The 21,358-nt window shown below is 72.3% G+C and carries 20 protein-coding genes; 11 read left to right on the top strand and 9 right to left on the bottom strand.

The window, feature by feature from the left end; all coding sequences use genetic code 11:
• Window positions 1-56 precede the first annotated feature (56 nt).
• The 4 genes from IE311_RS17320 to IE311_RS17335 form a co-directional block, all read right to left on the bottom strand.
• Entirely contained in the window at window positions 57-1,031 is a 975-nt protein-coding gene (locus IE311_RS17320) for an acyl-ACP desaturase (protein ID WP_189832599.1), read from the bottom strand.
• A gap of 453 nt (window positions 1,032-1,484) precedes the next feature.
• Window positions 1,485-3,128 carry an ABC-F family ATP-binding cassette domain-containing protein gene (locus IE311_RS17325; RefSeq protein WP_189832600.1) on the bottom strand — a complete coding sequence of 548 codons (1,644 nt, stop codon included), beginning with the start codon at window positions 3,126-3,128 and terminating at the stop codon, window positions 1,485-1,487.
• Window positions 3,129-3,371: 243 nt separating this feature from the next.
• Window positions 3,372-3,788 (bottom strand): spore wall synthesis regulator SsgD, encoded by a 417-nt coding sequence (ssgD, locus tag IE311_RS17330; protein WP_189832601.1) that lies wholly within the window; start codon window positions 3,786-3,788, stop codon window positions 3,372-3,374.
• Window positions 3,789-3,981: 193 nt separating this feature from the next.
• Window positions 3,982-4,446 (bottom strand): (4Fe-4S)-binding protein, encoded by a 465-nt coding sequence (locus IE311_RS17335; protein ID WP_189832602.1) that lies wholly within the window; start codon window positions 4,444-4,446, stop codon window positions 3,982-3,984.
• A 76-nt stretch (window positions 4,447-4,522) separates the two neighbouring features.
• On the opposite strand from IE311_RS17335, the gene IE311_RS17340 reads away from it, so the two are divergent.
• Window positions 4,523-5,617, top strand: a complete 1,095-nt coding sequence (locus IE311_RS17340) for a WD40/YVTN/BNR-like repeat-containing protein (protein WP_373313887.1) — start codon at window positions 4,523-4,525, stop codon at window positions 5,615-5,617.
• Here IE311_RS17340 and IE311_RS17345 read toward each other — a convergent pair whose 3' ends face one another.
• The gene (locus tag IE311_RS17345; protein WP_189832603.1) at window positions 5,618-5,917 is read right to left on the bottom strand and encodes a YciI family protein; all 300 of its coding nucleotides are present in this window, start codon (window positions 5,915-5,917) and stop codon (window positions 5,618-5,620) included. It abuts the gene before it with no gap.
• Window positions 5,918-6,081: 164 nt separating this feature from the next.
• Between IE311_RS17345 and IE311_RS17350 the strand changes: the two genes are divergently transcribed.
• On the top strand, window positions 6,082-6,777 hold the full coding sequence (locus IE311_RS17350) for an endonuclease V (protein ID WP_189832604.1): 696 nt from the start codon (window positions 6,082-6,084) through the stop codon (window positions 6,775-6,777).
• Between the two features lie 292 nt (window positions 6,778-7,069).
• Window positions 7,070-7,441: a VOC family protein gene (locus tag IE311_RS17355; protein WP_189832605.1), complete on the top strand. Its 372-nt coding sequence runs from the start codon at window positions 7,070-7,072 to the stop codon at window positions 7,439-7,441.
• Between the two features lie 155 nt (window positions 7,442-7,596).
• Here IE311_RS17355 and IE311_RS17360 read toward each other — a convergent pair whose 3' ends face one another.
• Window positions 7,597-8,886 carry a saccharopine dehydrogenase family protein gene (locus IE311_RS17360; protein WP_189832606.1) on the bottom strand — a complete coding sequence of 430 codons (1,290 nt, stop codon included), beginning with the start codon at window positions 8,884-8,886 and terminating at the stop codon, window positions 7,597-7,599.
• Window positions 8,887-9,114: 228 nt separating this feature from the next.
• Here IE311_RS17360 and IE311_RS17365 point away from each other — a divergent pair, with 228 nt between their 5' ends.
• From IE311_RS17365 to IE311_RS17380, 4 genes are read left to right on the top strand one after another with little or no spacing between them, the layout of a single operon-like run.
• Entirely contained in the window at window positions 9,115-10,272 is a 1,158-nt protein-coding gene (locus tag IE311_RS17365; RefSeq protein WP_189832607.1) for a CaiB/BaiF CoA transferase family protein, read from the top strand.
• A complete protein-coding gene (locus IE311_RS17370; protein WP_189832608.1) occupies window positions 10,269-11,411 on the top strand; it encodes an acyl-CoA dehydrogenase family protein in 1,143 nt (380 codons plus the stop codon). Before IE311_RS17365 ends, IE311_RS17370 begins: the two co-directional genes overlap by 4 nt.
• A gap of 52 nt (window positions 11,412-11,463) precedes the next feature.
• Window positions 11,464-12,678, top strand: a complete 1,215-nt coding sequence (locus tag IE311_RS17375) for an acetyl-CoA C-acetyltransferase (RefSeq protein ID WP_189832609.1) — start codon at window positions 11,464-11,466, stop codon at window positions 12,676-12,678.
• A gap of 47 nt (window positions 12,679-12,725) precedes the next feature.
• Window positions 12,726-14,897, top strand: a complete 2,172-nt coding sequence (locus IE311_RS17380) for a 3-hydroxyacyl-CoA dehydrogenase NAD-binding domain-containing protein (RefSeq protein WP_189832610.1) — start codon at window positions 12,726-12,728, stop codon at window positions 14,895-14,897.
• Between the two features lie 48 nt (window positions 14,898-14,945).
• On the opposite strand, the gene IE311_RS17385 is transcribed toward IE311_RS17380, so the two are convergent.
• Complete coding sequence (locus IE311_RS17385; RefSeq protein WP_189832611.1) at window positions 14,946-15,683, bottom strand: MerR family transcriptional regulator; 738 nt, start codon at window positions 15,681-15,683, stop codon at window positions 14,946-14,948.
• 123 nt (window positions 15,684-15,806) lie between these two features.
• On the opposite strand from IE311_RS17385, the gene IE311_RS17390 reads away from it, so the two are divergent.
• Complete coding sequence (locus IE311_RS17390) at window positions 15,807-16,289, top strand: macro domain-containing protein (protein ID WP_189832612.1); 483 nt, start codon at window positions 15,807-15,809, stop codon at window positions 16,287-16,289.
• Between the two features lie 93 nt (window positions 16,290-16,382).
• Entirely contained in the window at window positions 16,383-16,892 is a 510-nt protein-coding gene (locus IE311_RS17395; protein ID WP_189832613.1) for a hypothetical protein, read from the top strand.
• Between the two features lie 22 nt (window positions 16,893-16,914).
• On the opposite strand, the gene sph is transcribed toward IE311_RS17395, so the two are convergent.
• Window positions 16,915-17,919, bottom strand: a complete 1,005-nt coding sequence (sph, locus tag IE311_RS17400) for a sphingomyelin phosphodiesterase (RefSeq protein ID WP_229901977.1) — start codon at window positions 17,917-17,919, stop codon at window positions 16,915-16,917.
• Between the two features lie 158 nt (window positions 17,920-18,077).
• Between sph and IE311_RS17405 the strand changes: the two genes are divergently transcribed.
• Window positions 18,078-18,563 (top strand): F0F1 ATP synthase subunit B family protein, encoded by a 486-nt coding sequence (locus tag IE311_RS17405; RefSeq protein WP_189832615.1) that lies wholly within the window; start codon window positions 18,078-18,080, stop codon window positions 18,561-18,563.
• A 95-nt stretch (window positions 18,564-18,658) separates the two neighbouring features.
• Window positions 18,659-19,642 (top strand): oxygenase MpaB family protein, encoded by a 984-nt coding sequence (locus tag IE311_RS17410; protein ID WP_229901978.1) that lies wholly within the window; start codon window positions 18,659-18,661, stop codon window positions 19,640-19,642.
• Between the two features lie 63 nt (window positions 19,643-19,705).
• Here IE311_RS17410 and IE311_RS17415 read toward each other — a convergent pair whose 3' ends face one another.
• Window positions 19,706-21,271, bottom strand: a complete 1,566-nt coding sequence (locus IE311_RS17415) for a M1 family metallopeptidase (RefSeq protein ID WP_189832616.1) — start codon at window positions 21,269-21,271, stop codon at window positions 19,706-19,708.
• Window positions 21,272-21,358 lie beyond the last annotated feature (87 nt).

Consider the following 21,358-nt stretch of genomic DNA (forward strand, 5'->3'; position numbering starts at 1 on the left):
CAGGCTGATCACAGCCTGCCGCGCCCGTCTCGTCGTCCAGTGACCGGCAGAGTCGCTCAGCCGGCCGCGCGCGCGGCCATCCGCGCCTTGCGGGCGGCGAGCTTCTCGTCGAACTTGCTCGCCTCGGAGTCCAGGCCGTTCATGTACAGACCCAGCTCCTCCTGCGCCTGCAGACCCTCCGGCCCGAGGCCCTCGATCTGGAGGACCTTCAGGAAGCGGAGGACGGGCTGGAGCACGTCGTCGTGGTGGATGCGCATGTTGTAGATCTCGCCGATCGCCATCTGCGCCGCCGCCCGCTCGAAGCCGGGCATGCCGTGTCCGGGCATCCGGAAGTTGACCACGACGTCCCGCACGGCCTGCATGGTCAGGTCGGGGGCGAGCTCGAAGGCCGCGCCCAGCAGGTTGCGGTAGAAGACCATGTGCAGGTTCTCGTCGGTGGCGATACGCGCCAGCATCCGGTCGCAGACCGGGTCGCCGGACTGGTGGCCGGTGTTGCGGTGCGAGATGCGGGTGGCGAGCTCCTGGAAGGCGACGTACGCCACGGAGTGCAGCATCGAGTGCCGGTTGTCGGACTCGAAGCCCTCGCTCATGTGCGCCATCCGGAACTGCTCCAGCTTGTCCGGGTCGACGGCGCGCGAGGCGAGGAGGTAGTCGCGCATCACGATGCCGTGGCGGCCCTCCTCGGCGGTCCAGCGGTGCACCCAGGTGCCCCAGGCGCCGTCGCGGCCGAAGAGGCTGGCGATCTCGTGGTGGTAGCTCGGGAGGTTGTCCTCGGTGAGCAGGTTGACCACGAGGGCGATCTTGCCGATGTCGGTCACCTTGGACTGCGCCGGGTCCCAGGCCTCGCCGTCCTCGAAGAAGCCGGGGAAGTTGCGGGCGTCGGACCAGGGCACGTACTCGTGCGGCATCCAGTCCTTGGTGACCTTGAGGTGGCGGTTGAGCTCCTTCTCCACGACCTCTTCCAGCGCGTAGAGCAGCCGCGCGTCGGTCCACCCTGTCGAGCTGCCGAGGTGGGGAGAGGTGAGCGTCACGGGGACTCCTGGGGACGGAGAGGGGACATACGGGCGTACCTACGGATTCGTAGGTTACGAGACCGTAGGTTAAGGCTCCGTAAGGCGTCGGCCAAGCCCGTCCCGGCGATGTCCGGTTACGTTCCGTTATGTGCGCTGCTCGGGCCAGGCGCCGGAGACGCAGGTCACGTACCGGGTGCCCGTCGACAGGCGTCCGGCCGACTACGCAGAGCAGATACACGACCGCGGAGTGGAGGGCCGGCGGCGCCGGCCCCCACCGCGGAGGTCCGCGGCCGCCGCGGCCGTGGCGTGCGGCAGCGACGGTCGCGGATGTCGACGCGCACGGAGGGCCGAAGACCCGCCCCCGTCCGTGCTCCGGAGAGTCGCCCCCGCCCGTGCTCCGCGGGCTGTCTCCGTCCGTGCTCCGGGAGCTGTCTCCGGCTCGGAGCCGTACGCGCCCAGGGGGGCTAGGGGCTATCGACGGCTCGGCGCCGCCCCCCGTACCTCCTCCGCCGTCGTCGGCCGCAGCTCACCGTCGAGCAGCAGCCAGCGGGTGATCCCCAGCGACTCCAGGAACGTCACGTCGTGGCTCGCCACGATCAGCGCCCCCTCGTAGGCGTCGAGGGCCGCCGTCAGCTTCCGTACCGACGCCATGTCCAGGTTGTTCGTCGGCTCGTCCAGCACGAGCAGCTGCGGAGCCGGCTCCGCCAGGAGCAGCGCCGCGAGCGCCGCCCGGAAACGCTCCCCGCCCGAGAGGGTGCCGGCGGGCTGATCCGCCCGCGCTCCCCGGAAGAGGAACCGTGCCAGCCGGGCCCTGATCGCGTTCGCCGTCGCCGTGGGCGCGAACCGGGCCACGTTCTCCACCACGCTCAGCCCGTCGTCGAGGACGTCGAGCCGCTGCGGCAGGAAGCGGAGCGGCACCCGGGTCTCCGTCTCGCCCGAGAGCGGCTCGACCTCCCCTGCGATCGTCCGCAGCAGGGTCGTCTTCCCGGCGCCGTTCCTGCCGACCAGTGCGATCCGCTCCGGCCCGCGCAGTTCGAACGTGCCGGCCACCCGCGCCCCGTACCGCAGCTCCAGGTCCCGCAGGAACAGCACCTCGCGGCCCGGCGGCACCGAGGTGCGCGGCAGCTCGACCCGGATCTCGTCGTCGTCCCGCACCGCCTCGACCGCCGCGTCCAGCCGCTCCCGGGCCTCCGAGAGGCGCTCGGTGTGCAGCGCCTTGTGCTTGCCGGCCGAGACCTGGGCCTCGCTCCTGCGGTTGTTCGCCACGATCTTCGGGACGACCTTGTTCTCGAAGCTCTTCTGTCCGTACCGTTTCCGGCGGGCCAACTTCATCTGGGAGTCGGCGAGTTCCCGCTTCTGGCGCTGAACGTCGGCCTCCGCGACCCGCACCATCCTTTCCGCGGCCTCCTGTTCGGCGGCGAGTGCCTCCTCGTAGGCGGACCAGGCGCCGCCGTACCAGGCGACGGAGCCGTCCCGCAGATCGGCGATCTGATCGACGAGCTCCAGGAGTTCACGGTCGTGGCTGACCACGACCAGGACGCCCGACCAGCTCTCCACCGCCTCGTACAGCCGTGCGCGGGCGTACCGGTCCAGGTTGTTCGTCGGCTCGTCGAGCAGCAGGACGTCGGGCCGGGCGAGCAGCAGCGCCGCGAGGCGCAGCAGCACCGACTCGCCGCCCGAGACCTCGCCGACGGTCCGGTCGAGACCGACGGCGCCGAGCCCGAGCTGGTCGAGGGTGGCGCGGGCCCGCTCCTCCACGTCCCAGTCGTCGGCGAGGGCGGTGAAGTGCTCCTCCGCGGGGTCGCCCGCCTCGATGGCGTGCAGGGCGGCCCGCTTCGCGGCGATGCCGAGGATCTCGTCCACCCGTCGTGAGGTGTCCAGCACCACGTTCTGGGGGAGGTAGCCGAGTTCGCCGGTGACCCGGACCGTGCCGGAGGCCGGGGCCAGTTCGCCCGCGATCAGCTTCAGGAGCGTGGACTTGCCGGAGCCGTTCAGCCCGACGAGCCCGGTGCGGCCGGGGCCGACCGTGAGCCGGAAGTCGTCGAGGACCTCTGTGCCGTCGGGCCAGGAGAAGGAGAGAGCGGTGCAGGTGATGAACGTGGGGTGATGCGCCATGGGGGCCTCCCGAATGCGTGAGCGCGAGCGTGAAGAGATGCGAACGCGTGGAGACACCGGGGCGCGGGCAGTCGGAGGAACGGCTCGTACGCCGAGGTCGAGAACGGCACACGCGGCACAGGGGGCACGCGCGGCACGGTGTCTCGCAACCTCAGACGAGCAACGTCCTTCTCCGATCAGGTGACGACAAGGTCAGGACAGACCGTACGCCGGGGCTCGGGAGGGCGGCAAACGATTTAGTGGCTACGGCCGGTCGCGCAGCAGCTCGGCGAGGTCCTGGTCCCAGTCCAGGTACTGGTGCTCACGGCCCGCGGGCACCAGGTGCTGCGAGCGCTCCAGGAAGCGGCGCAGCTCCGAGGTCCTGACGTGGACCATGGCCACCCCCTCGGGAGCGTGGAACTCCACCACCGTCCGGTCGTAGCCGTACGGACGCAGGCGTACGTCCCCGACACCGGCCGGTCGCTCGACGCCCTGGACGAGCAGTTCCCGCGCGAAGGCCCAGGAGACCTCGACACCCTCCAGGGTCGCCGGAGGAGGGAACGCCATGCTCACGGCGTAGGGGTCCTCGCGGTCGTACCGCAGGGTGGCGGGGACGGTCTCCATCCGCGGAGCGGATGCGACCAGACGGGCCTGGACGGCCTGCTCGATGACGGCGGACACGACCGGCTCCTTTCACACGGGCTGGATCCTGTGCGTCTCCCCGACACCAGGGCACCTGACACCTGACAAGACGAGCGGCGGACCCGGAACGTGCACTCCGGATGTGCGTGAGCTGCGTCACGGCCGCGTCGAAGGGCCGCGCCCCGCGCCGGGCCGAAGGGATCGCCGCAGGTCGGAGCGGTGCCGGAAGAGGTCAGCGTGCTTCGGGCACGTCGTCGTCCGGCTCGGCGCAGGGACCGGAGCGGTCGCAGTACGGCTGGTTTCCGGAGGCTCCGCGGCCGCAGAGCACCACCCGTGTCTCGTGCCGGTCGCCGAGCTCGCCGCTCACGAGCAGGTCCCCGCGCACCACGAGCCGGCCGGACGGCGTCCGGCGGACGGAGGTGGGGGAGTCGGGATGCTCGACGGAGCCGTCCGCCGGGTGGTACTGCAGCGCCCCGGAGGGGCAACGACGGACGACCTCCGCCACCAGACCGGCCTCGGCTGCGTCGGGCAGCACCCACGGGCGCCGGGAGAGATCGAAGACCTCGGGCAGCTCGTGGACGCACTCGGCCGCGTGCAGACACCGGCGCGGCTCGAAGGTGACGGTGATGCCCTCGCCCTCGTACTCCTTGAGCTTCGGCGTCTCGTCGGGCGTCCGCTCGCTCGTACGGTCGGTCATGGCATCCAGCCTAGGAACGCCCGGCGGGGGACGCACCCTGGACGGGGAGGGGCCGGGGGCACTAGCTTCCGGCGCCATGACGTCCATGGGGAACACGAGACGAATGATGTCGGTGGGACTGATCGGGGCGGCGCTCGCGCTGACCCTGGCGGCGCCCGCGCGAGCCGGGGAGACCCCCGCGGCGGCGGCCGGCACGAACACGGCGGGCTGGCAGCTGACGCCGACCGGCACCGACGCCCGCTTCCGCGGCCTCGCGCCCGTCGACCGCCGAACCGCCTGGGCCGCCGGCTCCAAGGGCACGGTCCTGCGGACCACCGACGGCGGCCGGAGCTGGCGAAACGTCTCACCGCCGGGCGCGGCCGAGCTGGAGTTCCGCGATGTGGAGGCCTTCGACGCCCGCCGGGCCGTCGTCCTCGCCATCGGTGAGGGCGAGGCCTCGCGCGTGCTGCGCACCGAGGACGGCGGAGCCACCTGGACCGAGTCCTTCCGCAACACCGATCCGCGCGCCTTCTACGACTGCATGACCTTCTTCGACCGGCGGCACGGACTCGCCATGAGCGACCCGGTCGACGGGAAGTACCGCATCCTCTCCACCCGCGACGGCGGCCGCTCCTGGAAGGTGCTGCCGAACGCCGGGATGCCGGACGCGCTGCCCGGCGAGGCGGGCTTCGCGGCGAGCGGCCAGTGCCTGGTCTCGGCCGGTCCCCGGGACGTCTGGCTGGCGACGGGCGGCGGGGCCACCGCGCGCGTGCTCCACTCCGCCGACCGGGGGCTGACCTGGACCGCCACCATCTCGCCGATCCCGGCCGGGGACCCGGCCCGGGGCGTCTTCGGCCTCGCGTTCCGCGACCGCGCACACGGCATCGCCGTCGGCGGCGACTACCGCAAGGACCAGCCGTCCCCGCAGGCCGGAGCGGTCACCGGCGACGGGGGCCGCACCTGGCGCGCTTCGGCCACCCCCCCGCCCGCGTACCGCTCCGGCGTCGCCTGGCTGCCGCACAGCAGGAACGCGGCGCTCGCCGTCGGCCCGACGGGCACGGACCTGACCACCGACGGCGGCCGCACCTGGCGCACGGTCGACACCGGCTCGTACGACACGGTGGACTGCACGCCCGACGGCTCCTGCTGGGCCTCGGGCGAGAAGGGCAGGATCGCCCGGCTCGGCCGGTAGTCAGGAGGGGAGCTGCTCCCGGTACGCGGCGAGTCCGTCGGCCGTCTTGGTCGCGTAGAACTCCGTGATCCGGTACACGCAGACTCCCTCGACGCTGAACGGGTCGGCCGCCGCGATCTTCTCGATCTCCGTGCGGTCGACCCCGGCGGCCAGGATCACCCCGCCGTCGCGCGGGTTCTTCCGCCCCGAGGCGACGAAGACACCCGCGGCGTACTGCGCGTCGAGCCACTCGATGTGGGCGTCGAGCAGTGCGTCGACCCGCTCGACGGGCGCGGTGTAGGTCAATTCCAGTACGAACATGATCGCCAGGCTACCGGCGCCGGCCGGACGCCGACGAGGCGTCCCAGCCGTCGGACCGCCCCTCGCCGGGCCCCGGCCCGCCCCTGTCGCCGCGCACCGCCCCACGGCCGAGGCGGCACGGGGCTGGGAGCCGCCGCACGGGCGACCATAGGGTGGCCCGCATCATGACGATCATCGAGATTCCGGCGGGCTGGCCCGCCGACGAGACCGCCGCCCGGGCCGTCCAGGCGGAGCTGTGCGGGCGCCTCGTACGCGACGAGGAGGGCCCGGAGGTCGGCGAGGGGCACGTGACGGGCCTCGACGTGGCCTACGACGACGAGCGCGATCTCGTCGCGGCGGCGGCCGTCGTCCTCGACGCGCGGACCCTGGAGGTGGTCGAGCGGGCCACGGCCGTCGGCCGGGTCTCGTTCCCCTATGTCCCCGGGCTCCTCGCCTTCCGGGAGATCCCGACGGTGCTCGCCGCGCTCGACAGGCTGACCACCGACCCCGGCCTGCTCGTCTGCGACGGCTACGGCATCGCCCACCCCCGTCGCTTCGGACTCGCCAGCCATCTCGGTGTCCTCACCGGCCGGCCGTCCATCGGTGTCGCGAAGAACCCCTTCACCTTCACGTACGAGCAACCCGGCCCGGCACGAGGCGACTTCGCCCCGCTCCTGGCCGCCGGAGAGGAGGTGGGGCGGGCGCTGCGCACCCGGGCCGGGGTGAAGCCGGTCTTCGTCTCCGTCGGCCACCGGGTCTCCCTCGCCAACGCCTGCGCCCACACCCTCCACCTCGCACCCCGGTACCGCATCCCCGAGACCACCCGCCACGCGGACTCCCTCTGCCGCCACGCCCTGAACGAGGCGCGAGGTGACGCCTGAAGCGTGCGGGCGTCTCGGACATCCCGTCAGGATCCCTCCGGATTGGGCGGGTTCCGGGCTCGTCGGGAGGGGGGACGCACTCAGTACCGGCTGAGTACCCGTGACGAGCTGAGTACCTGTACGGATACCGGCCCCTCGGCCCGCGCGGCAGAGTGGGGTTCATGACAACACCCCTTTCCGTTCCGTCGCGTTCCGCCGGGCGCGGCCCGAATCGGACCCTCTTCGGTGCCGGGCTCCCCGCCCCGGCCCGGGTCCGCGCTGTGCCTTCCGTCCTCGTCGACGGGACCCCGGAGTGATCGGGCGGCTGCGGTGCCTCGTGCTCGACTGCCCCGACGCCTGGGACCTCGCCCACTTCTACCGGAAGCTGATCGGCGGAGAGGTGGAGAGCCCGTACCCCCGGTGGGCCGTCGGTGAGGGATCCGCGGTGCTGCTCGGCGACGAGGGCCCCGTCCTCGCCTTCCAGAGCGTGGCCGACCACCGGTCGCCCGTCTGGGGCGCGCCCGAGCAGCAGTTCCACCTCGACGTGCGGGTCGACGACCTGGACGTCGCCCATGAGGACGTCCTCGCCCTCGGGGCCGTACCGCTCGACGACGGGGGTGCCGACGCGGCCTGGCGTGTCTACGCCGACCCTGCCGGTCACCCCTTCCGTCTCGTCATGCCCTGATCCCACCCGGACCGGCGGGCGACGTCGCTCGGGTCGTCTCCTCCGGATCGTGCCGGACCCGCGCCGCCGCGGGCTGGACCGGCGCGATCCGAAGGCGACCACCTGGGTCGGTTCGTCCTGATACGACCTGGTTCGTCTCTTCCGGAAGAGACGGCCTAGCCCCGGTGCGCCACCCGGAAGCGGATGCCCGCCGCCCGGAGCCGGTCGATGAGCGCGTCTCCCATCGCCGCCGCCGTCGTCACCTGTCCGGCCGTCTTCGGCAGCGGGTCGAAGGCGAGGCTGAGGGCCGACTCGGCGAGCATCTTCGCCGTCTCGTCGTACCCCGGGTCGCCGCCCGACACCTCGGTGAAGACCCGACGGCCACCGCCCTCGCCGACGAAGCGCACGGAGAACCAGCTGCGCGACCGGCGCTCTGCGGAGGGGCCCTCGCCCGCCCGATAGCGGTCCATCAACCAGGAGCGGACCGAGGGGAGTTGGGCCGCCGCCACGCCCACCCCGGCCGCCGTGGCGCCCCCGAGGGCCATCGGTAGCGTCTTCACGGAGGCGTAGTGCCGGTAGCGGAAGTCCGGTCCGTACCGGTCGAGGGCCGCGGCCGAGCGGGCCACGACCTGCGGGTCGAGCGTCGGCAGCGGCAGTGCCCACGTCCCCGTCTCCCGGCTGAACCGCGGTCCGCCCAGGGGTGCGCGAGCCCGTCGGCCCACCAATCGCGGCTCGTACAGGCGTCGTTCGCGCGCGGCCCGCAGGATCTCCCGCCCCCGGCCGAGCGCGGTCAGCGCGGACGCGAACGTGCCGCCGGAGAAGGCGGCCCCGGCCCGGACGAAGCCGTCCACCCGGAGCGGGACGTCCTCCGGGAGCTGCTGAACGGTGAAGTACACGCCCAGGTCGTGCGGGACGGAGTCGAAACCGCAGGCGTGCACGATCCGGGCGCCGGTCTCCCGGGCGCGCGCGTCGTGCCGCACGTACGTCAGGTCGACGAACTCGGCCTCGCCGGTCAGGTCCAGGTAGTCCGTGCCGGCCTCCGCGCAGGCGCCGACGAGCCCGTCGCCGTACCAGACGTAGGGGCCGACCGTGGTCGCCACCACCCTGGTGGACTCGGCGAGTTCACGCAGTGAGCCGGGGTCCCCGGCGTCGGCGACGACGAGAGGCAGATCGGCGCAGTGCGGCCAGCGGGCGGTGAGCCGCTCGCGCAGGGCGGTGAGCCCGGCCGTGCTGCGTCCCGCGAGGGCCCAGCGGCACTCCGCCGGGGCGTGCTCGGCCAGATAGGCGGCGGTGAGCTCGCCCACGATTCCGGTCGCCCCGAAGAGGACGACGTCGTAGGTCCGGGCCCCGCTCTCCGCCCGGGCCTCCCTGTCGCTCTCCGGCGCGCTCTCCCGTCCGGCCCCGGTGCGGCCGTCCGCCGTCCGTCCGGCCTCCGGCTCGCGCCCCACGCCCGCCCCTGTGTCCATCCAGCCCCTCATTTCGGCCGTGCCGCGCCGCCGTGCGCGGATCTTGTCGTCGGCGGAGGATAGCGGGTCCTCCGCCGTGCTCCGTTGTCGCCCTACCCCCGGTTACCCCACTCACGCCCCGCCGGGAATTTCCAAGCGCTTGCTCGGCCGGGGGGCTTGTGCCGAGTGGAACACGTTCCTAGCATCTCCGGTGTTACATCATTGGTGTCATACACGCCTGGGGGCTCGATGAGCACGACGCACAGCGCCGGGAACGGCCCGCTCACCGGAGTACGCGTGGTCGAACTCGCCGGCATCGGACCCGGCCCCTTCGCCGCGATGCTCCTCGCCGACCTCGGCGCCGACGTCGTCCGTGTCGACCGCCCCGGCGGCCCCGGTCTAGGCATCGACCCGGCGCGCGACCTCACCAACCGCAACAAGCGCTCCGTCCTCGTCGACCTCAAGGCCGAGGACGGCCCCGCGACCGTCCTCGACCTCGTCGCCCGCGCCGACATCCTGATCGAGGGCTACCGGCCCGGCGTCGCCGAACGCCTCGGCGTCGGCCCCGACGCCTGCCTCGCCCGCAATCCGCGCCTCGTGTACGGACGGATGACCGGCTGGGGCCAGGACGGACCGCTCGCCACCACCGCCGGACACGACATCGGCTACATCGCCGTCACCGGCGCCCTCGGCATGATCGGTCCCGACCCGGACGGCCCGCCCACCGTCCCCGCCAACCTCGTCGGCGACTACGCGGGCGGCTCCCTCTACCTCGTCATCGGCGTCCTCGCCGCCCTCCAGCACGCCCGCGCGCACGGCGAGGGCCAGGTCGTCGACGCCGCGATCGTCGACGGCACCGCCCACCTCACCACCATGATCCACGGCATGCTCGCGGCCGGCGGCTGGCAGGACCGCCGGGGCGTCAACCTCCTCGACGGCGGCTGCCCCTTCTACGGCGTCTACGAGACCTCCGACGGCGGCCACATGGCGGTCGGTGCCCTGGAAGAGCGGTTCTACGCCGAGTTCGTCCGCCTCCTCGGCGTCGAGGAGACCGCCCCCGCCCGCCGCGACCTCGCCCGCTGGCCCGAACTCCGCGAGGCCGTCGCCGACCGCTTCCGGAGCCGTACCCGCGAGGAGTGGACCGCCGTCTTCGAGGGCAGCGACGCCTGCGTCGCCCCCGTCCTCTCCCTGCGCGAAGCCCCGTCCCACCCCCATCTCGCCGCCCGCGCCACCTTCACCGAGCACGGCGGAATCGCCCAGCCCGCCCCCGCACCCCGCTTCTCCGTCACCCCCGGCACTCTCCGGACGGGCCCCGCCCTGCCCGGTGCCGACACCGCCGAGGTCGCCCGCGACTGGGCCGTACCCGCGCTCGGCAGCCCGACCCAGACCCAGGAGACCGAAGCATGAAGCGCCAGCTCTACACCGCCGACCACGAGGCTTTCCGGGCCACCGTCCGCACCTTCCTCGACAAGGAGGTGCTGCCGCACTACGCGCAGTGGGAGAAGGACGGCATCGTCGCCCGCGAGGCCTGGCTCGCCGCCGGACGCCAGGGGCTGCTCGGCCTCGCCGTCGACGAGGAGTACGGAGGCGGCGGCAACCCCGACTTCCGCTACGGGGCCGTCCTCGCCGAGGAGTTCACCCGGGCCGGCGCCCCCGGACTCGCCATCGGCCTGCACAACGACATCATCGGCCCGTACCTCACCTCGCTCGGCACCGAGGAGCAGAAGCGGCGCTGGCTGCCCGGCTTCTGCTCCGGCGAGCTCGTCACCGCCATCGCCATGACGGAGCCCGGCGCCGGTTCGGACCTCCAGGGCATCCGTACGACCGCCGAGGACCACGGCGACCACTGGATCCTCAACGGATCCAAGACCTTCATCTCCAACGGCATCCTCGCCGACCTGGTGATCGTCGTCGCCCGCACCACCCCCGAGGGCGGCGCGCACGGCCTCTCGCTCCTCGTCGTCGAGCGCGGTGCCGAGGGCTTCGAGCGCGGCCGCAACCTCGACAAGATCGGCCAGAAGTCCCAGGACACCGCCGAACTCTTCTTCAAGGACGTCCGCGTCCCCAAGGAGAACCTGCTCGGCGAGCTCAACGGCGCCTTCCTGCACCTCATGACCAACCTCGCGCAGGAGCGCCTCGCCATCGCCGTCGCCGGCATCGCGGGCGCCGAGCACCTCCTGGAGATCACCACCCGGTACGTGAAGGAGCGCGAGGCCTTCGGGCGTCCCCTCGCCCGGCTCCAGCACATCCGCTTCGAGATCGCGGAGATGGCCACCGAGTGCGCCGTCACACGGACCTTCGTCGACCGCTGCATCACCGAGCACACCGAGGGCGGCCTCGACGCCGTCCACGCCTCCATGGCCAAGTGGTGGGCGACCGAACTCCAGAAGCGCGTCGCCGACCGCTGTCTGCAACTGCACGGCGGTTACGGCTACATGAGCGAATTCCCGGTCGCCCGCGCCTACACCGACGGCCGGATCCAGACCATCTACGGCGGGACCACCGAGATCATGAAGGAGATCATCGGCCGTTCCCTCCTCGGCTGACCACCGGCCCCTCCCGCCGCTCCCCACCCTCATCCCTCGCGAAAGGCTTCCCGTGAGCACCGAAGCGTACGTGTACGACGCGATCCGCACCCCGCGCGGACGCGGCAAGGCCAATGGCTCCCTGCACGGCACCAAGCCGATCGACCTGGTCGTCGGCCTCATCCGGGAGATCCAGACCCGGAACCCCGACCTCGACCCGGCCGCCATCGACGACATCGTCCTCGGCGTCGTCGGCCCCGTCGGCGACCAGGGCTCCGACATCGCCCGGATCGCCGCGATCGCCGCCGGACTCCCCGACACCGTCGCCGGCGTCCAGGAGAACCGCTTCTGTGCCTCGGGCCTGGAAGCGGTCAACATGGCCGCGATGAAGATCCGCTCCGGCTGGGAGGACCTGGTCCTCGCCGGCGGCGTCGAGTCCATGTCCCGGGTGCCGATGGCCTCCGACGGCGGCGCCTGGTTCGCCGACCCGATGACCAACCTGGAGACCAACTTCGTCCCGCAGGGCATCGGCGCCGACCTGATCGCCACCATCGAGGGCTTCACCCGCCGCGACGTCGACGAGTACGCGGCCCTCTCCCAGGAACGCGCCGCCGCCGCCGTCAAGGACGGCCGCTTCGCCCGCTCGATCGTCCCCGTCGTCGACCGGGCCGGGCTCACCGTCCTCGACCACGACGAGTTCCTGCGCCCCGGCACCACCGCCGACTCCCTCGCCCGGCTCAAGCCCTCCTTCGCCGACATCGGCGAACTGGGCGGCTTCGACGCCGTCGCCCTGCAGAAGTACCACTGGATCGAGGAGATCGACCACGTCCACCACGCCGGCAACTCCTCCGGCATCGTCGACGGCGCCTCCCTCGTCGCCATCGGCTCCAAGGAGGTCGGCGAGCGGTACGGGCTGACCCCCCGCGCCCGGATCGTCTCGGCCGCCGTCTCCGGTTCCGAGCCGACCATCATGCTGACGGGCCCCGCCCCGGCCGCCCGCAAGGCCCTCGCCAAGGCCGGCCTCACCATCGACGACATCGACCTGATCGAGATCAACGAGGCCTTCGCGGCCGTCGTCCTGCGCTTCGTCAAGGACATGGGCATCACCCTGGACAAGGTCAACGTCAACGGCGGCGCCATCGCGCTCGGCCACCCGCTCGGCGCCACCGGCGCGATGATCCTCGGCACCCTCGTCGACGAGCTGGAGCGACAGGACAAGCGCTACGGCCTGGCCACCCTCTGCGTGGGCGGCGGCATGGGCATCGCCACCGTCGTCGAGCGCGTCTGACCGTCCCGTCCGAACCCCTCTTCACGGATCCACGGAGAAGCAGAGACATGAGCGAGAGCACCACCATCCGCTGGGAGCAGGACGCGACCGGGATCGTCACCCTCGTCCTCGACGACCCGAACCAGTCCGCCAACACCATGAACCAGGCCTTCCGGGCCTCGATCCTCGCGATCGCCGACCGTGTGGAGGCCGAGAAGGACTCCATCCGCGGCATCATCTACACCTCCGCGAAGAAGACCTTCTTCGCCGGCGGCGACCTCAAGGACATGGTCCAGGCGGGCCCCGAGCACGCCGAGGACATCTTCCGCGGCGCGCTGGAGATGAAGAGCGCGCTGCGCCGCATCGAGACCGTCGGCAAGCCCGTCGTCGCCGCCATCAACGGCGCCGCGCTGGGCGGCGGCTACGAGATCGCCCTCGCCTCCCACCACCGCGTCGCCCTCGACGCCCCCGGTTCCAAGATCGGCCTGCCCGAGGTCACCCTCGGTCTGCTGCCGGGCGGCGGCGGCATCACCCGTACCGTCCGTCTCATGGGCATCACCGACGCCCTGCTCAAGGTGCTCCTCCAGGGCACCCAGTACGCCCCGAAGCGCGCCCTCGACAGCGGCCTCGTGCACGAGGTGGCCGCCACCCCCGAGGAGATGATGGCCAAGGCCATCGCCTTCATCGACGGACACCCCGAGTCCCGGCAGCCCTGGGACGTCCCGGGCTACCGCATCCCCGGCGGCACCCCGTCGAACCCGAAGTTCGCCGCCAACCTGCCGGCCTTCCCGGCCAATCTGCGCAAGCAGCTGGGCGGTGCGCCCTACCCGGCGCCGCGCGCCATCATGGCCGCCGCGGTGGAGGGCTCCCAGGTCGACTTCGAGACCGCCGCCACCATCGAGAGCCGCTACTTCACCGAGCTGGTCACCGGGCAGACCGCGAAGAACATGATCCAGGCGTTCTTCTTCGATCTCCAGGCCGTCAACTCCGGCGCCAGCCGCCCCAAGGGCATCGAGGCCCGCCCGGTCCGCAAGGTCGCCGTCCTCGGCGCGGGCATGATGGGCGCCGGCATCGCGTACTCCTGCGCCCGCGCCGGCATCGAGGTCGTCCTCAAGGACGTCACCGCCGAGTCCGCCGCGAAGGGCAAGGCGTACTCCGAGGCGCTCTGCGCCAAGGCGGTCAAGCGCGGCCGGACGACCCAGGAGAAGGCCGAGGCGCTCCTCGCCCGGATCACCCCGACCTCCGACGTCCAGGACCTGGCCGGCTGCGACGCCGTCATCGAGGCGGTCTTCGAGGACACCGCGCTCAAGCACAAGGTCTTCCAGGAGATCCAGGCCGTCGTCGAGCCCGACGCGCTGCTCTGCTCCAACACCTCGACCCTGCCGATCTCCGTCCTCGCCGAGGGAGTGGAGCGCCAGAGCGACTTCATCGGTCTGCACTTCTTCTCGCCCGTCGACAAGATGCCGCTCGTCGAGATCATCAAGGGCGAGCGGACCGGCGACGAGGCACTCGCCCGCGCCTTCGACCTGGTCCGGCAGATCAACAAGACGCCGATCGTCGTCAACGACTCGCGCGGCTTCTTCACCTCCCGGGTGATCGGCCACTTCATCAACGAGGGTGTCGCCATGGTCGGCGAGGGCATCGAGCCCGCCTCCGTCGAGCAGGCCGCCGCCCAGGCCGGATACCCCGCCAAGGTCCTCTCCCTGATGGACGAGCTGACCCTGACGCTGCCCCGCAAGATCCGCAACGAGACGAAGCGCGCGATCGAGGAGGCCGGCGGCACCTGGGTCAGCCACCCGGGCGAGGCCGTCATCGACCGCATGGTCGACGAGTTCGGGCGGCCCGGCCGCAGCGGCGGCGCGGGCTTCTACGAGTACGGCGAGGACGGCGGGCGCGGCAAGCTCTGGCCCGGACTGCGCGAGCACTTCACCAGGCCCGGGCACGAGATCCCGTTCCGCGACATGCAGGAGCGGATGCTCTTCGCCGAGGCCCTGGACACCGTGCGGCTCCTGGAGGAAGGCGTCCTGACCTCGGTCGCCGACGCCAACATCGGCTCCATCATGGGCATCGGCTTCCCGGCCTGGACGGGCGGTGTGCTCCAGTACGTCAACGGCTACGAGGGCGGTGTCGCCGGCTTCGTCGCCCGCTCCCGCGAGCTGGCGGAGACCTACGGCGAGCGCTTCACCCCGCCCGCCCTCCTGGTGGAGAAGGCCGAGCGGGGCGAGGTCTTCACCGACTGACGGGCGCCCGCCGAAGCACACGGCCGGTCCGCACGGACCGGCCGACCGTCACGGCGCCCGGAAGGCCGTCCTCAGCTCCTCGCTCAGCGAGCGCTGGAAGGCCGTGAGGAGGGCCTGGACCACCATCGGCTGCATGTGCGCCGAGAGCGACCTCATCGCGCTCAGGTGGTCCGGGTCCTCACCGCTCTCCCGGTACGGGCTCCACACCTCGTCCCGGAAGAGCCGCGACAGCTCCTGGGCGGCGGCGCGCGCGTGCTCCAGAAGCACGGTGCGTGAGGCGAGGATGGTCTCGTGCTCGATGGGCACGTCCAGCAGCTCGACACCGAGCCGCAGCAGGGCCCCGTCCAGCCGGAAGGTGTCCTCCTCGGCGGTCCGGTCGAGCACCCCCATCGCCGCCAGCCGGTCCACGTCCCGCTCGGTCAGCGTCCGGCCGGCCCGCCGCTCCAGCTCGCGGCGGGTGATGGACTCGGCCGACTCGGGGGCCCAGGAGGCCACCAGGGCGCGGTGGATCGCCAGGTCCTGCGCGCTGAGGTCGGGCGGCAGCTGCTCCAGGTAGCGCTCGATCGCGGCCAGGGTCATGCCCTGCCGCCGGAGCTCCTCGATGAGCGCGAGCCGCGACAGATGCCCCGGCCCGTAGTGCCCGACCCGGCGCGCCCCGATGACGGGCGGCGGGAGGAGCCCCCGCGTCCCGTAGAACCGCACGGTCCGCACCGTGACCCCGGCCCGCGCGGCCAGCTCGTCGACGGTGTAGCTGGGTCCGCTCTCCCCGTCACTCCCGACGTCCATCCGAGCCGCCCCGCTTCCGTTGCCGGCGACCCGCCGGTCCGGGTCACTTGAACAGTATTGCTGTCTCACCACCTGTGTAAAAGACTGATGCCGTTGTCAGTGGGAGGCCGTAGCGTGATCGTCATGAAGGGGATCACCTACGTCCGGGGGGACGCGACCGCGCCGCAGGCCAAGGGCGTCAAGATCGTCGCGCATGTCTGCAACGATCTCGGGGGCTGGGGCAAGGGCTTCGTCCTGGCGGTCTCCCGCCGCTGGAGCGAGCCGGAGGCGGCCTACCGGCGCTGGCACCGCGAGCGCGCGGGGAACGATTTCGGCCTCGGCGCCGCGCAGTTCGTCCAGGTCGAGCCGTACGTCTGGGTGGCCAATCTGATCGGCCAGCGGGGGATGCGCACCGGGCGCAGCAGCGGCGTGCCCGTGCGGTACGAGGCGATCGACGCCGCGCTCGGGCTGCTCGCCGACAGGGCGGCCGAGCTGGGGGCGTCCGTGCACATGCCGCGCATCGGCTGCGGCCTCGCGGGCGGCTCCTGGGCGCGGGTCGAGCCGCTGGTGCTCCGGCGGCTGGTGGAGCGGGGGATACCGGTCACCGTGTACGACTTCGGCGCGTAAGGGGCGGGGAGGCGGGGGGCGGTGGGGGAGTCGGGGCTCGGGGGCTAGAGTCTGCGGCTGTTCGAACTGGGGGAACGGGAACAGGGGAGTCAGATGTACACGCAACTCAGGGAGACGGCCGCCGAATTGGCCGGAGTCCTGTGGCGGGAGCACACCGTCTACCGCGAGCGGGGCGGCGGTGTGGTGATCCGGGGCGAGCACGTGGGCCGCTGGATAAGTCTCGGTCCGACCGGGGGCAAGGACCAGGCGCTGCTGCGCGCGGGCCGACTGCTCGACGGGGGGACCACCGCCCCGGCCCGTACCGAGGTGATCGTGGACCTGACCGCCGGGACGGCGGAGCTCGCGGCGGTCTGCCGGAGCCTGCTCGCGGATGTCGCCGCGATGGCCGAGCCGGCTCCGGCCCCGTCGGGACGGGCCGGGCGGGCGAGCCGCGCGGGCACGTCCGGGAAGCGGGAGAAGCCGGACCGGGCGGCGCGTGCCGCCCGGTCCGGCCGGCCCCGGAAGGCGCGGCACACGAGTCCGGGTTCCTTCGTCGTGCTGCTCTGTGTCGCCGGGGTCCTCGGTGTCTGGCTCTACAGCGTCTTCGGCGGCTACGGGTACTGATCCGCGCCCGCCGCCGCTCCGGTCAGAAGCCGGTGACGGGGTAGTGGTCGGAGAGGTTCTCGTAGGTGTACGTGGTGCCCCAGCTGGAGACCGACCACGGGGCGCTCCGCTCCAGGACCACGTGGTTGGTCCAGCCGGCGGGGCGGGCGTGCCCGGCGCGGTGGAGGACGTAGTCGAGGTCCTCGCGGGGGTCGTCCGGGTAGCGCTCGGAGGCGATCGAGTTCAGGTCGGTGTCGAAGGAGTACGGGTGGCCGGTGCGGGCGTCGGCCCCCACCAGGCCCGCGTCGGCGAGCATCGTGGCGTACTCGGGCGTGTGGGAGTCGACGTTCATGTCACCGGCGACGATCACCTGCTCGTTCGCCGGGATGTTCTTGGCGTCGAGGAAGGCGTCGAGCGCCTTGAACTGGCGGCTGCGCATCTGCGCCGCCTCGCCGGCCGAGCAGCCCGGGTCGGTGGACTGGGCGTGGGTGCCGAGGACGTGGACCCGGCTGCCGTTGACGTCGAGCACGGTGTAGGCGAAGCCCTTGTTCGACCACCAGTCGGCGCCGCAGGCGTCCTTGTAGACGTACTGCTCCTTGCGGACGATCGGCCACTTGCTCAGGATCGTCACGCCGCCGTCCTCGGGCGTGGTCGCGGAGTAGGACCCACCGGTGGCGTCCCAGCCGCTCTTGCTGCGGCCCACGACCGGGGTCTGGTGCGGGTACTGCCCGGCGGCGTTCGCCTTGAGGGCGTCCGAGGCGGAGTTGTCGAAGGCCTCCTGGACGACGACGACGTCCTGCCCCTGGAAGAAGGAGGCGGCGGGGATCGCCTTGGCCCGGTGGTCCTGGCCCCAGTTCGGGTAGAGCGTCTTGGAGAAGAGGAAGGCGTTGTACGTGAGCACCTTCAGCCGCGGGGCCTCGGCGGCGGTCGTGGCGGGGGCGGCGGTCGCGCCCGGTGCGGTCGCCGCCAGGGTGGCGGCGGCGAGCGCGAGCGAGAGGGCGGCGCCGGGGGCGCGGCGGAGCGCGGCGAACGACACGGGAACTCCCATGAGGGTGTGGGGGGTTGAGCTGGCGCCGCACATACAACCAGCCGGAGTTACCTTCCGGTAGCCTCTGGGTGCCGGGAATCTTGCGTGCCCCGCACGAGCGCGCCAACTCTCATCGCAGTGCCTGATTTGTCCCTATTTGAGCCAGGTAGAATGCGCGCATGACCCTCGCGAACTCACAAGTCTTCAAGACGGACCTCGGTCCGCTCAACCCCGTCTGGGCCGAGCTCATCCTCGGTCTGGTCGTCTTCGGCTTCACCTTCCTCATGCTCGCGAAGGTCATCCTGCCGAAGATCCGGCGCACCCTCGACGAGCGCGAGGACGCCATCGACGGCGGCACCGAGCGCGCCGACGACCTGCGCTCCGAGGCCACGCAGATCCGTGAGCAGTACGAGGCCGAGCTGGCCGAGGCCCGCCACGAGGCCGCCCGTATCCGCGCCAAGGCCGTCGAGGAGGGCTCGGTGGCCATCGCCGCCGCCCGCGCCGAGGGCAACGCCGAGCGCGAGTCCATCCTCGCGGCCGGTGCCGAGAAGATCGCCTCCGAGCGCGCCGCCGCCGAGCGCGAGCTCACCGCGGACGTCGACGCCTGGGCACACGCCCTCGCCGCCCGTATCGTCGGCGAGCCGGTCGGCGCCGACCGCGCCTGACCCGTACTCCCCGGAAGGGGCCGTCACCAGGGCCGCGGCGCCCGGGTGACGGCCCCTTCGTCGTGGGTGCAGCCTGGAGTGTGAGGAGAAGCCCCATGGAACGAGTGAATCCGGTGGACCCCGGATCCTCCGGCGCCGCTGTCGACCCCGGCGGCCCTGTCGACCCCGGTGCCCCTGCCGTCGACCCCGGCGGCCCGGCCGAGCCGGTCGACTCCACCGCCCCCGCCGTGCCCGGCGACCCGGTGCCCCCGCCCGTCGGCGGGGTGCTGTGGAGCGTCGCCGGCGACATCCGGGCGCTCCTCATGCTGCCCGCCGCCCTCACGATGCAGGTCGCGCACCCCGCGATCGGCGCCGGGGTCGACGCCCACTCCGTCTTCCGCACCGACCCCTGGGGCCGCGGCGAACGCTCGCTGCGCTCGGTCCAGCTGTGGATCTACGGCGGTGAGGACGCCGCCCGCGAAGGGCGCCGCCTCCGCAAGCTCCACCGCGACATCCAGGGCACGGACGCCCACGGGCGCCGCTATCACGCGCTGACCCCCGCCTACTACTCCTGGGTGCACGCGACCGGCTTCCCCGTCTACGCGCACGGCCTCCGCCTGCTCGCCCGCCCCCTCACCGAGGCGCAGGAACGGCAGCTGTACGCGGAGTGGCTCCAGGTCGGCCGGATCCTCGGGATCCACGACCGGGACATGCCGCAGACGATCGAGGAGTTCTGGCCGTACTACCGGAAGGTCCTCGCGGAGGAACTGGAGGCGACGGTCGTCGTCCGGGAGCTGCTCGACCCCAACCAGCCGGTCCCCGCCCCCGACCGGGGCCCGCTGCCGCTCCGGCTGGCCCTCCGCCTGCTCTGGCCGGTCCTGCGCCGCCCGTTCCTGCGGCTGCGGACCTTCCTCACCGTGGGCATGATGCCGCCGGACGCACGTGAGGCGATCGGTCTGGAGTGGACGGACGCGCAGGACCGGACACTGCGCCGCCTCGCCCGGGTGGTCCGGGCGGTGGTTCCCGTCCTTCCCGAGCGGCTGCGCTATCTGCCGCTGGCCCGGAAGGCGCGGGAGGCCGCCCGCCGCGCGGCGCGCTGACGGACGGCCTCGGGGCCCGGTACGACGAGCCTCGGTGCGACGGGCCCCGGTCGGGCGTACGGCTCAGTGCCCGCCGTGGTGCTCCGTCTCGTGGACGGTGTTCGTCGCCGCGATCTTCTTCCACGACTTCGGCTGCACCGGCTTCGGCTGCGCGGACCTCGGCGCCGCCGAGCGGGCGGACGCGCCGCCGGAAGCGGGCGCGGCGGCCGGCGAGGACAGGCCCACCGCCGCCGCCGTCGACGCGGACGGCTTCGACGGCTGGTACAGCCACGTGTCGAAGAGCTCGGCCAGCGGCTTGCCGGAGACCCGCTCCGCGTACCGCACGAAGTCGGCGACCCGCGCGTTGCCGTAGGCGAACTGCTGCGGCCAGCCCTTCAGGATCGCGAAGAAGTCCTCGTCGCCGATCTCGTTGCGCAGCGCCTGGAGCGCCAGCGCGCCCCGGTCGTAGACGGCGATGTGGAACTGGTTCTCCGCGCCCGGGTCACCCGGCTTCACCGTCCAGAACGGATCCTCGGCCGTCCGCGTGGCGTACACGTAGTCCGCCAGCTCCTGGGCCGTGCCCTCGCCCTCCTTCTCCGACCACAGCCACTGGCTGTAGCGGGCGAAGCCCTCGTTGACCCAGATGTCCTTCCAGTCGCGGACGGACACACTGTCGCCGTACCACTGGTGCGCCAGCTCGTGGACGACCACCGACACGTTCGCGCCGTTGGCGAACTGTCGCGGGCTGTAGAACGGACGGGTCTGCGTCTCCAGGGCGAAGCCGCTGGTCACGTTCGGCACGTACCCGCCGAGGGCGTTGAAGGGGTACGGCCCGAAGACCCCCTCCAGCCACTCGGCGACCTCGGTCGTGCGTTCGATGGAGGCGCGCGCGGCGCCGTCGTTGTCGCCGAGGTTCTTGCTGTACGCGTTGAGGACCGGCAGTCCGTTCGCCGTCCTGTCCGTCGTGATGTCGAACTTGCCGACGGCCAGCGTGGCCAGGTAGGTCGCCTGCGGCTTGTTGGAGCGCCAGTTGAAGCGCGTCCAGCCGAGGCGGGAGGACTGCGACTGGAGCACGCCGTTGCTGATGGCCTGGGTGCCGTCCGGCACCGAGACGGAGACGTCGAAGGTGGCCTTGTCGAGCGGGTGGTCGTTGGACGGGAACCACCAGACGGCCGAGTCCGGCTCCTGCGCGGCGACACCGCCGTCGGGGGTGCGGGCCCAGGCCGACCAGCCGTCGATCTTCACCTCGGAGGGCTTGCCCGCGTAGCGGACGACGATCGAGATCGCCTTGTTCTTCTCCAGCGGGACGGCCGGGGTGACCTCCAGCTCGTGGGCACCCGATGCGGCGAACTTCGCGAGGCGGCCGTTGACGCGGACCTCGCTGACCTTCAGGCCGAGGTCGAGGTTGAAGCGGGACAGGTTCTGCTTGGCGGTGGCGACGATCGTCGCCGTGCCCTCCAGGAGGTCCGTGGCGGGCTGGTACTTCAGGCGCAGGTCGTAGTGGGAGACGTCGTATCCGCCGTTGCCACTGGTGGGGTAGTAGGAGTCGCCGATGCCCGGGGCCCCGGGGGTGAAGTCGGCCGCCGATGCCGGGATCGCCAGCAGCAGGGAGGCCGCGAGGGCGCTCGGAACGATGATTCTGCGGTGCACAGGTGCTCCCCAAGTCATAAGAAACGTAAGACGCGCGGGTGGTCGTCGGTCCTTAGTCCGGACACTATTCAGTGCCTCGACGCACCG

The organism is Streptomyces zaomyceticus, from assembly GCF_014656215.1.
Classification (GTDB): domain Bacteria; phylum Actinomycetota; class Actinomycetes; order Streptomycetales; family Streptomycetaceae; genus Streptomyces; species Streptomyces zaomyceticus.

What these genes read in the sequence shown, in the direction of transcription:
- IE311_RS17325 (WP_189832600.1), bottom strand. Translation starts at nt 3,128, where the DNA reads ATGGCGCATCACCCCACGTTCATCACCTGCACCGCTCTCTCCTTCTCC.
- IE311_RS17335 (WP_189832602.1), bottom strand. Translation starts at nt 4,446, where the DNA reads ATGACCGACCGTACGAGCGAGCGGACGCCCGACGAGACGCCGAAGCTC.
- IE311_RS17340 (WP_373313887.1), top strand. Translation starts at nt 4,523, where the DNA reads ATGACGTCCATGGGGAACACGAGACGAATGATGTCGGTGGGACTGATC.
- IE311_RS17345 (WP_189832603.1), bottom strand. Translation starts at nt 5,917, where the DNA reads ATGTTCGTACTGGAATTGACCTACACCGCGCCCGTCGAGCGGGTCGAC.
- IE311_RS17350 (WP_189832604.1), top strand. Translation starts at nt 6,082, where the DNA reads ATGACGATCATCGAGATTCCGGCGGGCTGGCCCGCCGACGAGACCGCC.
- IE311_RS17360 (WP_189832606.1), bottom strand. Translation starts at nt 8,886, where the DNA reads ATGGACACAGGGGCGGGCGTGGGGCGCGAGCCGGAGGCCGGACGGACG.
- IE311_RS17365 (WP_189832607.1), top strand. Translation starts at nt 9,115, where the DNA reads ATGAGCACGACGCACAGCGCCGGGAACGGCCCGCTCACCGGAGTACGC.
- IE311_RS17370 (WP_189832608.1), top strand. Translation starts at nt 10,269, where the DNA reads ATGAAGCGCCAGCTCTACACCGCCGACCACGAGGCTTTCCGGGCCACC.
- IE311_RS17380 (WP_189832610.1), top strand. Translation starts at nt 12,726, where the DNA reads ATGAGCGAGAGCACCACCATCCGCTGGGAGCAGGACGCGACCGGGATC.
- IE311_RS17385 (WP_189832611.1), bottom strand. Translation starts at nt 15,683, where the DNA reads ATGGACGTCGGGAGTGACGGGGAGAGCGGACCCAGCTACACCGTCGAC.
- IE311_RS17390 (WP_189832612.1), top strand. Translation starts at nt 15,807, where the DNA reads ATGAAGGGGATCACCTACGTCCGGGGGGACGCGACCGCGCCGCAGGCC.
- IE311_RS17395 (WP_189832613.1), top strand. Translation starts at nt 16,383, where the DNA reads ATGTACACGCAACTCAGGGAGACGGCCGCCGAATTGGCCGGAGTCCTG.
- sph (WP_229901977.1), bottom strand. Translation starts at nt 17,919, where the DNA reads ATGGGAGTTCCCGTGTCGTTCGCCGCGCTCCGCCGCGCCCCCGGCGCC.
- IE311_RS17405 (WP_189832615.1), top strand. Translation starts at nt 18,078, where the DNA reads ATGACCCTCGCGAACTCACAAGTCTTCAAGACGGACCTCGGTCCGCTC.
- IE311_RS17410 (WP_229901978.1), top strand. Translation starts at nt 18,659, where the DNA reads ATGGAACGAGTGAATCCGGTGGACCCCGGATCCTCCGGCGCCGCTGTC.